We start from the raw sequence: 14,350 nt of genomic DNA on the forward strand, positions 1-14,350 counted from the left end.
AAAAGCCAAAGAAACAGTTTCTTAGAAATTAACTTTAATGGTTTCGACACGGTTTAGCAAATCATAATGCCTTTATGTTTAGAGGAATTTATATTTAATACATTATATATGATCGATTTTTTTATAAAAGTAAAGCAACAAAAAGCTCAAAATCTACCTTTTGTATTATACCGAAAACCAAACAACATCAAATTAACAGGTTTTTTTCAGAATAATGATCACTTGTATTTTGCTGAGAATTTTGAAGAGACGGGATTTGTTTTCGCTCCTTTTGAAGGCAACCAGATGATTCTGATTCCTAGAAATCAATCGGTAAAATGGGAAGCCTTGATAACTTCTTCTCAGGAAAATGATGATTCGGATTTCGAAGATTCTGAAGATATTCATGCGAAAGAACATTTTGAAAACCTAGTCCAAAAAGGAATTGATGCTATTGCAAAAGGGACTTTTAAAAAAGTGGTTTTGTCCCGGAAAGAAATCGTTGGTTTGTCAAATTTTGATTTAGTTTCAATTTTCGAAAAATTAATTCAAAATTATCCAACTGCTTTTTGCTATTGCTGGTTTCATCCAAAAATAGGTTTATGGATGGGCGCCACACCAGAACGATTATTAAAGGCCGATACGAATACTTTTTACACAATGTCATTAGCTGGAACTCAAAAGCTTCAAGGTGATAAACAAGTTGTCTGGGAGGAAAAAGAAATGGAAGAGCAGCAATTTGTTACCGATTTTATTTTGGATAATCTAAAGAAATTGACTTCAGAAGTGTCCGTTTCTAGCCCTTATACTGCGCAAGCGGGAACTTTAGCACATATTAAAACCGATATTGAAGGGGTTATTAATGACAATTCAAGTTTGAAAGAAGTTGTTTCTGTTTTGCATCCAACACCCGCTGTGTGTGGATTACCAAAAGAGGTTGCTAAAAATTTTATTTTGGAACATGAAGGCTATGACCGGGAATATTATACTGGTTTTTTAGGCGAATTAAACAAAGAAGGATTTAATAAAGGAGAAATAAAATCAGATTTATATGTGAATTTGCGATGTATGCAAATCAAAGATAATCAAGCGCATTTATATATGGGTTGTGGTATTACAAAGGACAGTATTCCTAAAAAAGAATGGAGGGAAAGTGTCAATAAATCCATGACTATGAAGAAAATATTGGATTTGAAGTAGTATTCGCAACTTTAAACATTAAACAAAAAAAACATTAAACGAATTTTAGATGAAATTAGATATACTTGCTTTTGGTGCGCATCCTGATGATGTGGAATTGGGTTGTGCAGGAACCATTTTAAAAGAAATTTCTTTAGGAAAAACGGTAGGAATTATAGATTTGACCCGTGGTGAATTAGGAACTCGCGGTTCAGCGGAAATCAGGGATCAGGAAGCGAATGCTGCTGCAAAAATTCTAGGTGTTTCAGCACGTGAGAATTTAGAAATGCGAGATGGTTTTTTTGTCAATGACGAAAAACATCAATTAGAAATCATAAAAATGATTCGCAAGTACCAACCGGAGATTGTTTTGTGTAATGCGATTGATGACCGTCATATTGATCATGCAAAGGGAAGCAAACTGGTTTCGGATGCTTGTTTTTTGTCTGGATTAATGAAGATTGAAACTTCATTAGAAGGAGAGAAACAAACGGCTTGGAGACCCAAATTAGTGTACCATTACATACAATGGAAAAATATAGAACCGGATTTTGTTGTCGATATTACGGGTTTCACCGATAAAAAAATCGAATCTATTTTGGCGTACGGTTCGCAGTTTTATGATGCAAATTCAAACGAACCGGAATCGCCAATAACGAGTAAAAACTTCTTGGAGAGCCTGAATTACCGTTCTAGAGATTTAGGAAGACTCACTGGGGTCGATCATGCGGAAGGTTTTACTGTAGAAAGATATTTGGCAGTCAATAGCTTAGCAGATTTGATGTAAAATTCAAGTAATTTTTTGAAAAAAATATTTGCAGAAGTAAACTTATGTCGTATATTTGCCACCGCTAAGCAAATGGTGGTTGTAGCTCAGTTGGTTAGAGCATCGGTTTGTGGTACCGAGGGTCGCGGGTTCGAGCCCCGTCTCCCACCCAGAAAGCAAAAGCTTCGAAGAAATTCGAGGCTTTTTTTGTGGAATAAAGTCTCGTCAGATTGTGGTTCTATTTTTATTGGCTTGAATATTGTAAATAGGGAATAGTATTATAGTGCAATGATAGAAGTTATATAGGATTTTACAATCAAATAAATTAAGGTAATAGCTTTTAGAACATACATTCTCCTGTTAGGGGTTATATTCTTTGTTTTACAGAAATCGTATTTTCTTTTATGTATCTTTGGACACATTGCAGGGTTAAATCAATCGAAAATAAGCTTTCAAAATTTTAAATATTATTTATACAATTTAATGAAAAACGAGAAAATCAATTCTAAAATTCTTAAAAGTAATTACATTCCAACCGCTGAGTTTTATAGCCAAATAATAGATAGTTTACAAGATTATTCGATTTTCACTCTTGACAATGAATTCATAATTAACAGTTGGAGTTCAGGTTCGACAAAAATATTTGGATATGAAACTGACGAAATTATAGGACAGCACTTCGATGTTATTTTTACCGAAGAAGATATACAAAATGGTATTCCGCAATCAGAAATTCAAGCTGCATTAAAAGGGGGGAGAGCTACGGACAATAGATGGCATATTTGTAAAGACAGGAGTGGGTTTTACGCTTATGGTTTGGTCTTTCCTCTTATTGGTAGTGAAGGGCAGATGTTAGGATACGTTAAAATATTAAGAGATCTGACGGAAAGAAAAAAATCAGAGGATGCTATAAAAAAATATGTTAAAGAACTGGAAGATCTTAATACACACAAAGAAAATGTTCTTGCAATAGTTTCTCACGATTTAAGAAGTCCTTTATCGGGAATTATCGGAACGGCGGAATATTTGAAAAAAAATCTGGACAGATTAGAATCCAGTAAGATAAAAGAAATGCTTGATTTACTACAGAAAACAGCTGTCGATGAGTTGAACATGCTTGATAATTTAGTGGAATGGGCCAGAATCAAATATGCATCTGAGGTGTTTTCTCCCACAAAAATTGTGCTGCATGATTATGTGGAAAAAGTTTTTGAGTCCTTGCATGAAATGGCTTCTTTGAATGCGATAACGTTCCACAATGAAATTAAACCCGATACCACTGTTTTTGCTGATGGAAAAATGTTATTATCGGTTTTTCAAAATATACTTTCTAATGCTATAAAGCATTCTTTGCCCGAAGGTGAAATTTCGGTTTTAGCAAATATTGAATCGGAAATGCTCATAATCCAGATTAAGGATTGTGGAATTGGAATGTCTAAGGATGTTCAAGAAACACTTTTTACCCCGCAAATGAGCACACTTTCTAAAGCTAGGAAAGATAACAAAGGTGCCGGAATTGGGTTGTTATTGGTGAAAGGATTTTTAGAAAGAAATGATGGAGAAATATGGGTTGAAAGTGAAGAAGGAAAAGGCACCTCTTTTTACTTTACCTTACCACTTGAAAGGCCTTTGTATAAAATTGATAGTGTGGATAAAATACAATTTGACGAAAGCGTTTAATAATTGAAGAATAAAAAAAGAGCTTTGAAGTGATTCAAAGCTCTTTTTTTATGTGGTTTGCACAAGGGATACGAGTGGAAATCCTTTATTGTCTCGTTTTTTTAATGAGACAATAAAGATTGCAACGTATAGCCCGACCACGCTGCAACGCTAGTGAAAGCGTGGATGTGCCCAAAGAGGAAATCTATTTTTTATCGACAATAGGTCTTTCGGTGCGGTTTGCCAGTTCCCACGCGGTTACAAATGCAAATTGTGCTCTTTTGGTTAACGCATCGTACTCAATTTTGTCCGGACTGTCTGTTGGTTTGTGGTAATCAGCATGCACTCCGTTGAAAAGAAAAACGGACGGAATGCCGTGTTTAGCAAAGTTGTAGTGATCCGAACGCTCATAGAAATGGTTTGGATCTTTTGGGTCGTTGTATTTATAATCCAGCTCTAATTGGGTGTATTTAGCGTTTGCAATGGTACAAATGTTATCTAAATCAGTTGATAACCGGTTTGCGCCAATCACATATACGTAATTATTACTTGCTGCATGAGCTTCATCACGACGGCCTATCATATCTATATTAATATCAGTAATAGTGTTCGCTAACGGGAACAAAGGATTTTCAGAGTAATATCTGGAACCATGCAATCCGTGTTCCTCGCCAGTTACATGTAGAAACAAGATAGAACGTTTTGGGCCATGGCCTGCTTTTTTAGCGATTTGGAATGCCTGAGCAATTTCTAATAATGCTACAGTTCCGGAACCATCATCATCGGCACCGTTATAAATTTCACCGTTTTTTGTCCCTACGTGATCGTAATGGGCAGAAATCACCAAGACTTCATTTGGTTTTTCAGATCCTTCAATGTACGCCCAAACGTTTTCGGAATCCTGTAAGTTTTCATTTCGCTTTGCATTCAGGAAAGCTGCCGGAATTTTTTGGTAAAAGTCTGAAGCACCAGTTGGGAAGCTGATGTCGTTTTTCTTGTATTGATCGATAAGGTAAACACCTGCTTTTTTTTGGCCTTCTGAACCAGTTTCACGGCCTTCCATTTCGTCTGAAGCAACAATATAAAGGTGCGTTTTTAGTTCATCAGCAGTAATTGTATTCATGTATTTCGTTGGGTCGGCAAGAGTAACACTCGTTTTTTGAGTAGTGCAGCTTACGGTCAAAAGAACCATTAAACCTAATAAAGGGATTTTTTTCATTTTTTTAATGTAAATTAATAAAGGTATAAATAGCAAAAATTGATAAAATAATTATGATGAGGATAAAGTTTATAAAAAATAACAGGCTACTTTTTATAAAAGATATTATGCGTGTTTCACCATAAAAACGATGATGTGCCGGATAGAAATAATAAATCATCCATCCAATCCCAATAAAATTAATTACTATTTGTATGAAAGAAACGAGACTAGATTCTGAAAATGGTGTCAGTCCTTTGTTAATTAGAAACAATAACAATAATAGCAATAACAAAAAGGAAAAGTAATGTAAGGTAAAAATACCATGATCAAAGTAGTACCAGCGTTTCTTATTGTGGAAAAGCCAGAGGAAAAGAGCAAAAATAGGCATGAATACAAATAGAACTTTGGGTAAATTATGGGTAAATGAGCTTATGAATTTTTCAATAATTTCGCTTTGAGTGTTATTTTCTTTAACTATTTGGAATTTTTTATTCATCCAATAACTAAAATCGGATAATTTTTGAGACTCTGGTGCATGTTTTTGGATGGAGTCTAGTTGTTCTAAGGAGTCGTATCCAAAATCTTGTAATACATGGATAGAGTCCAATTGTTCTGTTGAATTGTATTCAAAATCTTGAACTCCATCTTGAACTTCATTTGAATCCGTTTGGTTCTTTTTAGCCGAATCATTTTTGGTTATGGTATTCTGAAATGCTTTGCTTTTAGTGGTAATAATAGATTTCTTATCAAGAGTTTTATCGGAAGAATTGTTGGCATTAGGAAAAATGGCAATCAATAGAAAAGTAATAAAGCTTATAAAAATGTACAATCTGACCGGAGCCAAATAAGACAATCGTTTTCCAGACAGATATTCTTTTGTAAGGGCTGCTGGTTTGAACAAAAGATTTTTTATGGTGCGCCAAAAAGCGTTTTCATAATGTGTTAAATCCTCAAAAAAATGGATAAAGAGGTGGTGAAACGTTTTTCGAGTATCGGTGTTTTCTTGTCCGCAATTAGGACAAAATCTATTTTCTACCACATACCTGCAATTGAGGCAGGTTTTGTCGTTTCTGATTTTACTTTTTGACATAAAAAAAACAGTATAAATTCTTGAATTTTTGTTGAATTTTAATTTATAAAACTAACAAAAAAATGGAACTTATACTGTTTTTGAAAAAATTATATTTTTAGATTATTTCAAAACTTCTTTTAAGAAAGCATTCATACGCTCCCAAGAACGTTTTGCAGCTTTCTCGTTGTAAGCAGCACCTTTTGAATTATCGTTTCCAGCTTCTGGATCTGTAAAAGCATGAACAGAATCAGCATAATAAATCATTTCCCAATCTGCTTTTGTATCTCTCATTTCTTGTTGGAAAGCAGCTACTTCAGTTGCTGGTACATACGTGTCATCAGCGCCGTGTAAAACTAAAATTTTTGCAGTGATTGGATTATTTACTCTCGAGGCGTCACGTCCTAAACCACCGTGAAAAGAGACTGCTCCTTGGATTTTCATTCCTGCTCTTGCAGCTTCAAGTACTCCTGTTCCTCCAAAACAATATCCAATTACTACAATATTGTCAGGATTTGCGCCGGCTTTCACTAATTGATCCCAAGCTAATTGAATGCGTCTTTGATAATCAGCAATATTGGTTTTGTAAAAACCAGCTTGTTTTCCGGCTTCTTGCGTATTTGTTGGGTAATTCCCTTCACCATAAATATCAGCTACAAATGCATAATAACCCATTTTTGATAGTTTTTCTGCTGATTGTTTGGAATGAGTATCAATACCTTTCCAAGCAGGAAGAATCAAGATTCCCGGTTTAGTTTTGCTTCCCTTTTTTGGAGCAATTGATAGCCCGTTTAATTTTTGATTTCCGTCTGTGTATTTTACTGCTTTCAATTGTGCAAAAGCGCCATTGGAAAACAACAGAAATCCTAATAATGCAAAGAAAATATTTTTCATATTTATTTTTTTTATTTTACAAATATCTCAATTAATTTGCCCTAAAAGTAAGACTTATATTTTTTTATCTTATGACAGTATTTTTAATTCTTATAATGATTATTCTCCGGGATGATACGTTTTTTCGGCATTTTTTTGAACGTCATCTTTGTAGAACAAAACGTCTTTGAATTGCCCTTTTCGATACATTTCAGCCTGATCGTAAAAATGTTTCGATTTTGGATCACCGCTATTTCCGCCTGCAAGTAATGATTTGGCTTTTATTTTTGGTCCAAATTCGACCGCGCACACAAAACTATTTCCGTTAAATCCATAGCGTTTTTTAGTATCTTTTTGGTAATTGCTTTTATAAGCGGGTAGACTTCCCCAAAGCGCTGGTCCGTAACTTATGGGCAAACTTTCAAGAGCATCGTTATAAATCAGATTAATATCACCGGAAGCTCTTTGGAAACGATTGATTTCTCCCCAAGGAATTTGCCAGGTTCCAAATTTAATTTTCAATTCGGTGATGATCATTTGCAATTGTGGAATCAGTTGATCCGGAAAAGCATTCTTTGCAAAATTCATCGTGTTTTCCACTTGGTCCAGTTCTCCTTCCTCAATATATACTTTTTGAATAATTGGATCTAATTTATAAGCCCATTCCACAGCGAGAGTTGTAGCTACGGAATTTTCTTTGGCATAATAATCCCAATTTTTTAGTAGCGTTATTGGCTCTAAAAGTTCTGCGTAAAGCGGATCTTCAACGCTGATATTTTTCTCAAAACTAGAAATTAATGCTGGAATTAAAAATTCGAAAGCTGTCAGTTTCGTGTCGTAGCCATCAGCAATTACTTTGTCTAAGGTATATTTATCACCTTTGCTCAATAACCGAACGGCATTTAGTCCTCTGAAACTTTCACCGTCCGGTGCCATGTAGGGCACGTAATTTTCTTCTTTTGGACTATTGTCACCCGCCACGGTGTAAGGTGTAGAATTGCAGTTTTGCAACCAACCGTTTATTGGATTATAAGAATGTACCGTTTCTGAAACGTCGTGTAATCCTTTCCATTGTGTTGCTGGTGTTGTGCCGTCAATCACTTTTGACCAATTCAGTTTCTTATCCCGAATAGGAACAAAATTCCCGTGCCAGTAGGCAATGTTTCCTTCTTTATCAGCATAAACGGTATTATTTGAGGTGTTTGCCTTCAAATCCATTGTTAATTTATAATCTGCGAAGCTTTTTGATTTTGTTCGTATCCAACTTTGCTCCAAACTTTTCATCGAACGATTATTAGATTTTAAGCTAATCCATTTCCCGTCTCTTTTGGCCATAATCGGACCGTGATTGGTATGATAGGTGTTGAATGTTTTAGGAATCAATTTCCCGTTTTCCAAATATTTGAGAGTTATTTTTTTTTCGATAATCGGAACCAACTTATTATCGTATTCGTAAAATAATTGGTTGTTTTTGGTCACGATTTTCTCAGCATACATATCCGCTACATCCACATTTGAGGATGTATGCATCCAGCCGCAATTCTCATTAAATCCTTGGTAAATGAAAAATTGTCCCCAAGTCACTGCTCCATAAGCGTTCAATCCTTCCTCGCTGCTCATTTGTATTTCTGGCCTATAATAAAAAGAAGTATGTGGATTAATGTATAAAATGGAGTTTCCCGATGCCGTTTTTGAAGGAGCAATTGCAAATCCGTTAGAGCCGGTTTGCACATCTTTTTCGCGTTCTATGTAGGACACTTTATCGGTATTTCCGGAGTAAAAAGCCTTTAACTCTCCAGTTGAAAGATCAGCGGTGCTTATGGCTCCAATGCTTCCATCGGTCCAAAGCAAAGGGAACCACGGTTCAAAATGAGTCAATAAAGCGGGTTTTACCTCGGGGTGATTGTGCAGGTAAAAGTTGATTCCGTCCGCATAACTGTTTAATAATTTTTTCAACCAAGGCGCCGCTTTTTTATAATCGGCTTTAGCTTCTTCAGTGTCCATCAAAAGTTTAATTTCTAAATCATTATACAAAACGGACTGTCCTTTGATTTCCGAGAGTCGGCCGAGTTTTTCAATGTAATTCATTTCTACTCGTTTGAAATCGTCTTCACATTGCGCATATAACATTCCAAAAACGGCATCCGCATCGGTTTTTCCATATACGTGTGCAATTCCCCAATTGTCCCTGATGATGGTGACTTGTTGCGATATTTTTTTTAGTCTTTCTATTTCTTGATTTGATATTTTTTGCGAAAACATCGAGAAACTAAAACAAAAAACTACCATTATTAGCGGAAAATGATTCTTAAAATATTTCATTTTTATTGAATTTTAAATTTTTGACCTTCGTGATACACAGCCATTTCTAAGCTTTTGATACTTACTAAATTCTCTTTTTTAGATCTGGTTATTCCTTTAGGTTTTTTGACCACAATAACTTCGCTTTCGCCAACAATTTCTATTTCTTTATTGCGAACAATCAGCGCAGTACTTTCGTCGATGCCAATTCCTATGTGAGTTGGAAATTCAATCAAAGCAGAGAGTAAACGGTTGTAGCGGCTTCTTTTGAGAAAATGCTGGTCGATAATCACGTTTTTTACAAGTCCCAAACCGATAGTTGTCTCCAGATTATCGTATCTGATATTGTTGAAAGTCTCCGTGTATTTGGATTCTAATTTCTGATTTCCCGTAATCATGTGCTCACACATTACTGCCGCTCCGGCGCTGGTGCCAGCAATTGTGCTTCCGTTTTTGTAAGCGCGGTGAATTGCTGTAAATGTAGGAGTGTTTTTCACGACATTCATAAACCGGGATTGATCGCCTCCGCTAATGAAAATTAGTTTTGCGTTTTGCAAGGAATCGTTCAGCACTTTATTAAAAGCGGTTGTTTTGTCGAAATTCAACATAACAATTGGATTTGGAGTCAGTGTTTCGAATTGCTTTTTGAAATAAATGTAAGCACTATCCGGTTCTTCGGTTGACATTGGTAACACAACCACATAATCTTTTTTTCCCAAATCCGCCAGTGTTACTAATTGCGTCATCAATGCATCAGATCGATGTCCGCCACCAATGATGAATAATTTTCCTTTCGTTTTTTGCGCTTGTAAACTGCCGCAAAATAGAAATGCAAGTAGGCCAATAAATAATTTGAAATAGAGTGGGGAATGGTTCGTCTTTATCATGGGTTATTTTTTACAAGTTTGTTCAATATTTAAATAAAGATTAAAGAGAAACATTTCTTTTGAAAGCACAACCCAATTCAATTATAGAATCTGTTTTGGCAATACCGGGAATAGTATCAATTTTTTCATAAAGTACTTTTCGCATGTGTTCGTGGTCTTTGGCAATAATTTTTATGTAAAGGGTAAACGATCCGGTAATGTAATAACACTCTGTTATTTCAGGTATTTTTTTCAGTTCTTCAATAATCCTATCTGAATCCTGATCTTTATTTAGCGTAATTCCTGTAAAAGATCCCCAATCATATCCTACCTTTTTTTCATTGATCACAGGTTTTATTCCAGTAAGGATTCCTTGTTCTATTAATCTGTTGATGCGCTGATGCACCATTGTATTTGATATTTTTAAGTTTGCTGCAATGGCTGAATATGCCATTCTTCCATCTTTCTCTAATTCTTTAATAATATTAATATCGAATTCGTCTACTATATCCATGTTGGTTTAATTATAAATGATGCTTTTATGTTTGTATAAAAGTACTTATTTTTATTTATTTCGAAATGCATCTGCAAATCGAAACGTTTATTTAAAAATGACTTATTTTTCATCTAAATTAAATAAATATTTTAAATAAACTCTTTTTAAAAGTCAAAATATTTATTTTTATTGGTAAATTAAAAAAAAATAGTAATTTTGTGCTTTAAAATAATAAATCCGAAATATCATGACACATACAGAACAAAACCTTTCTTCAAAATCTGAAGCGTTGATAGCAAAAGAGAATCAATATGGTGCACACAATTACCATCCTTTACCTGTAGTTTTAGAAAGAGGTGAGGGCGTTTATGTCTGGGATGTGGACGGAAAAAAATATTATGATTTTTTATCGGCATATTCTGCCGTAAATCAAGGGCATTGTCATCCAAAAATTGTGGGTGCCATGATTAAACAAGCACAAACATTGACGCTGACTTCGCGTGCTTTTCACAATGATCAATTAGGACCTTTTGAGGAATATGTGACCAAGTATTTTGATTTTGATAAAGTGTTGCCCATGAATACTGGTGCAGAAGCAGTAGAAACGGCTTTGAAGTTATGCAGAAAATGGGCTTATGAGGTTAAAGGAATTCCTGAAAATCAAGCGCAAATTATTGTTTGTGAAAATAATTTTCACGGAAGAACTACAACAATCATTTCATTTTCGAACGATGAAACTGCCCGTAAAAGCTTCGGACCATTCACAGCTGGATTTATTAAAATTCCATACGATGATGTCGAAGCATTGGAAAGCGTTTTAAAATCAACCAAAAATATTGCTGGATTTTTAGTGGAACCTATTCAAGGTGAAGCAGGAGTTTATGTTCCTTCCGAAGGATATTTAGCAAAAACGAAAGCACTTTGTGAAGCACATAATGTTTTATTTATTGCGGATGAAGTGCAAACAGGAATTGCGCGCACGGGAAGATTATTGGCCACTTGTGGAAATTGCGATTGTAAAAAAGGATGTGAAAACAAACCAGAAGTAAAACCAGATATCTTAATTCTTGGAAAAGCAATTTCTGGTGGCGTGTATCCTGTTTCGGCAGTTTTAGCGAATGATCACATTATGAATGTTATCAAACCGGGACAACACGGTTCTACTTTTGGAGGAAATCCAATTGCCGCTGCCGTTGCTATTGCTGCACTTGAAGTAGTAAAAGATGAAAATTTGGCACAAAATGCAGCTTACTTAGGAGAGGTTTTAAGAACGGGACTGAATGAGATTGCTTCCAGAAATCCATTAATTACATTGGTGAGAGGAAAAGGATTATTGAATGCTATAGTTGTCAATAGTGATGAAGAATCTGATTTGGCTTGGGATATTTGTATGAAGTTCAGAGATTATGGATTATTGGCAAAGCCAACACATGGCAACAAAATTCGATTTGCACCGCCATTGGTAATTACGGAAGCTCAAATACACGAATGTTTGGCTATTATCGAAAGAGCATTAAATGATTTCAGATAATGGGAAAAATAATAAAATTAATAAAGAATCGATCTGATATAGGAGCCGGAACAAGAGGATCAGACTTAGGAATTGATGCCATAGAAATTGCTGCAATTAATAAAAACAGCGATTATTTTAATCAATTTGAGTTCGAAGATGTAAAAACGCATAACGAATCGATTTATGATAAAAATCGCAGTTCCTCGGCCAAAAGGATTGAGCACGTTGTGGAGCAATGCACCCGAGTTTGTAATGCAGTCAAAAAAAATATAGAAGGGAATTATTTTCCAATAGTATTGTCAGGAGATCATTCTTCGGCATTAGGAACTTTAAGTGGGATCAAAGCCGCGTATCCAGAGCAAAATATTGGTGTATTTTGGATTGATGCGCATGCTGATTTGCATTCGCCTTACACTTCGCCTTCAGGAAACATTCACGGAATGCCGTTATCGGCTGCCCTTGGTGATGATAATTTGAGTTGTCAGAATAACGAAGTCCCAGCTGAAACGCAACAGCATTGGGAAGACATGAAAAATATTGGCTATAAAGGACCGAAAGTTTTAGCCGAAAATCTGATTTATTTTGGTGTTCGGGATACCGAAGAAGAGGAAGATAAGCAAATTGAAAAATTGCAGATCAAAAATTATAAGGTGGACGAAGTGCGTTACCGAGGTTTGCAGAAATGTGTTACTGAAGCATTGTCAAAATTGTCGCATTGTGAAGTTTTGTATGTTTCTTTTGATGTGGATTCCATGGATTGTGATATGATTTCTTATGGAACGGGAACTCCGGTTCCAAAGGGTTTTGATCAGTATGAAATTATTGCAATCATCAATCAAATTATCCAAACCAAAAAGGTAGTTTGTATCGAGTTTGTTGAGATTAATCCTTTATTGGATACCAAAGGAAATAAAATGGCAGAAACTGCTTTTCAAGTTTTAGAAGCGATTACCGCGGAGCTTATTATTCCTACTGAATAATTTTTTAGAATGTATAAAAAAGCCCGAAATCTTAATTGATTTCGGGCTTTTTTTATCTAATAAAATGGAATTGGATTATCCTCCGTATCCAGGATTTTGACTGATTTTACTGTTGGTATCCATTTCTCTTAAAGGAATAGGGAATACCAAAGAGTTGTCATTATATGGAATCAATTCTGTTCCATCAGCAAAAACATCAATTGAAGCTTTTGTTCTTTTTAAATCATGGATAGCAAAACCTTCCATTGCTAATTCCAACTGGCGTTCTCTTAAAATAGTAGCTAAGGTTATAGTCAGGAAATTTGTTGCATTTGCGCGTGTTCTCAATAAATTGATATCTGCTACCGGCGTGTTTCCTACAAAAGTTGTGGCTCTAAAATTAGCTTCCGCTCTGATGAGATACATTTCAGCCAAACGAATTAACGGAACATCGCCAAATTGATTGGTATATTTAGAAGTCAATCTTCTGCCATTGTCCGGGTTGATGTAATTAAAGTTGCGTCTTTCATCAGCAGGATCTGTAAATTTAGCTAAATAAGTAGATCTGATTTCGATATCGCCACCACGACCACCGTTATTTTCAGAAGCATATAAATTGGTCATTTCATTTTCTCCAGTTTGTTTTGTGATCTGGATTGCAAAAATATCTTCACTTTGGTTCACATCATGGTTGAAAGCGTTTGCATATTTTGTGGATAATGTGCGGCCGCTATTTTCAATTACATCATGAGCCGCATCTCTGGCAGCAGGATAATTACCTTGTTGAAGATAAACTCTTGCTAATAAAGCTTTGGCGGCGTATTTGTCTGCATAAAAACTATTGTCTTCCGGAAGGTCATTATAAGCTAGATTCAAACCTGCAATTATTACCGCATACACTTCGTCAACAGTGCTTCTTTCTTTTGCTAAATCAATAGTAAAATCATAAATGGCATTTGGTTGTATAACCACACCTAATTGTGTATTGGCTTGACCTGCTTCGTACGGTTTTGCAAAGAAACGAACCAAATCAAAGTACGCCATTGATCTTAAAAAATTAGCTTCGGCAACCATTGTCGCTTGTTTTTCAGGATCTTGGACTTTGTCTATATTTTCGATAACAATATTTGCCGCATTAATTATTTGATAATTTCGGGCATAGATTTGCTGAACAAAAGCATTGTTAACAAGAATACTTTTAGAATACAGTTGTCGGCATTCACCAAAAGTTCCTCTCCATCTAAAATCAGTGGTTGCTGTTATGCCGGTTTGAGCCAGTAAATCTGCAGAAGTCAATATGCGACCTCCGTAAACATCGCCATCAGCCGCAATAGCATACGCACCTGTTAATATGTTAGTGATACCAGTTTCAGTACTTAATGTTACTGTTGCATCCTCGTTCTGTTTTGGATCAATTTCTAATTCATTATCACAACTTGCAAAAAAAGTAGCGAAAAGAATAAATAAGATTAATTTATTTGATTTCATT

At 35.3% G+C, this 14,350-nt stretch carries 12 protein-coding genes and 1 tRNA gene; 6 read left to right on the forward strand and 7 right to left on the reverse strand.

From position 1 onward, the window contains the following. Positions 1–108: 108 nt before the first annotated feature. The 4 genes from G7A72_RS13600 to G7A72_RS13615 all read left to right on the forward strand — a co-directional run bounded on the left by G7A72_RS13600 (position 109) and on the right by G7A72_RS13615 (position 3,604). Positions 109–1,179, forward strand: a complete 1,071-nt coding sequence (locus tag G7A72_RS13600; RefSeq protein ID WP_165152843.1) for an isochorismate synthase — start codon at positions 109–111, stop codon at positions 1,177–1,179. Between the two features lie 49 nt (positions 1,180–1,228). Then, entirely contained in the window at positions 1,229–1,945 is a 717-nt protein-coding gene (gene bshB1 / locus G7A72_RS13605; protein WP_165152844.1) for a bacillithiol biosynthesis deacetylase BshB1, read from the forward strand. Positions 1,946–2,019: 74 nt separating this feature from the next. Further along, positions 2,020–2,095: transfer RNA gene (locus tag G7A72_RS13610), tRNA-His, on the forward strand. A 312-nt stretch (positions 2,096–2,407) separates the two neighbouring features. Then, entirely contained in the window at positions 2,408–3,604 is a 1,197-nt protein-coding gene (locus G7A72_RS13615) for a PAS domain-containing sensor histidine kinase (RefSeq protein ID WP_165152845.1), read from the forward strand. A gap of 184 nt (positions 3,605–3,788) precedes the next feature. Here G7A72_RS13615 and G7A72_RS13620 read toward each other — a convergent pair whose 3' ends face one another. The 6 genes from G7A72_RS13620 to G7A72_RS13645 form a co-directional block, all read right to left on the reverse strand. Continuing rightward, positions 3,789–4,802 carry a M28 family metallopeptidase gene (locus tag G7A72_RS13620; protein ID WP_165152846.1) on the reverse strand — a complete coding sequence of 338 codons (1,014 nt, stop codon included), beginning with the start codon at positions 4,800–4,802 and terminating at the stop codon, positions 3,789–3,791. Positions 4,803–4,806: 4 nt separating this feature from the next. Continuing rightward, positions 4,807–5,874, reverse strand: a complete 1,068-nt coding sequence (locus tag G7A72_RS13625; protein ID WP_165152847.1) for a DUF3667 domain-containing protein — start codon at positions 5,872–5,874, stop codon at positions 4,807–4,809. Between the two features lie 102 nt (positions 5,875–5,976). Beyond that, positions 5,977–6,747 carry a dienelactone hydrolase family protein gene (locus G7A72_RS13630; RefSeq protein ID WP_165152848.1) on the reverse strand — a complete coding sequence of 257 codons (771 nt, stop codon included), beginning with the start codon at positions 6,745–6,747 and terminating at the stop codon, positions 5,977–5,979. 99 nt (positions 6,748–6,846) lie between these two features. Further along, positions 6,847–9,048 (reverse strand): penicillin acylase family protein, encoded by a 2,202-nt coding sequence (locus G7A72_RS13635; RefSeq protein WP_241258517.1) that lies wholly within the window; start codon positions 9,046–9,048, stop codon positions 6,847–6,849. Between the two features lie 2 nt (positions 9,049–9,050). Continuing rightward, positions 9,051–9,914 (reverse strand): cyanophycinase, encoded by an 864-nt coding sequence (locus tag G7A72_RS13640; RefSeq protein ID WP_165152849.1) that lies wholly within the window; start codon positions 9,912–9,914, stop codon positions 9,051–9,053. Positions 9,915–9,954: 40 nt separating this feature from the next. Continuing rightward, on the reverse strand, positions 9,955–10,407 hold the full coding sequence (locus tag G7A72_RS13645; protein WP_113666259.1) for an Lrp/AsnC family transcriptional regulator: 453 nt from the start codon (positions 10,405–10,407) through the stop codon (positions 9,955–9,957). 229 nt (positions 10,408–10,636) lie between these two features. Between G7A72_RS13645 and rocD the strand changes: the two genes are divergently transcribed. Then, on the forward strand, positions 10,637–11,920 hold the full coding sequence (rocD, locus tag G7A72_RS13650) for an ornithine--oxo-acid transaminase (RefSeq protein WP_113666258.1): 1,284 nt from the start codon (positions 10,637–10,639) through the stop codon (positions 11,918–11,920). After that, positions 11,920–12,882, forward strand: coding sequence for an arginase (locus tag G7A72_RS13655; RefSeq protein ID WP_113666257.1), 963 nt, complete (start codon positions 11,920–11,922; stop codon positions 12,880–12,882). The genes rocD and G7A72_RS13655 overlap by 1 nt, the downstream gene beginning before the upstream one ends. A gap of 75 nt (positions 12,883–12,957) precedes the next feature. On the opposite strand, the gene G7A72_RS13660 is transcribed toward G7A72_RS13655, so the two are convergent. After that, complete coding sequence (locus G7A72_RS13660; RefSeq protein ID WP_165152850.1) at positions 12,958–14,349, reverse strand: RagB/SusD family nutrient uptake outer membrane protein; 1,392 nt, start codon at positions 14,347–14,349, stop codon at positions 12,958–12,960. Between the last annotated feature and the right edge of the window lies 1 nt (position 14,350).

The sequence above is a fragment of the Flavobacterium sp. Sr18 genome (assembly GCF_011064265.1).
Classification (GTDB): Bacteria; Bacteroidota; Bacteroidia; order Flavobacteriales; family Flavobacteriaceae; genus Flavobacterium; species Flavobacterium petrolei.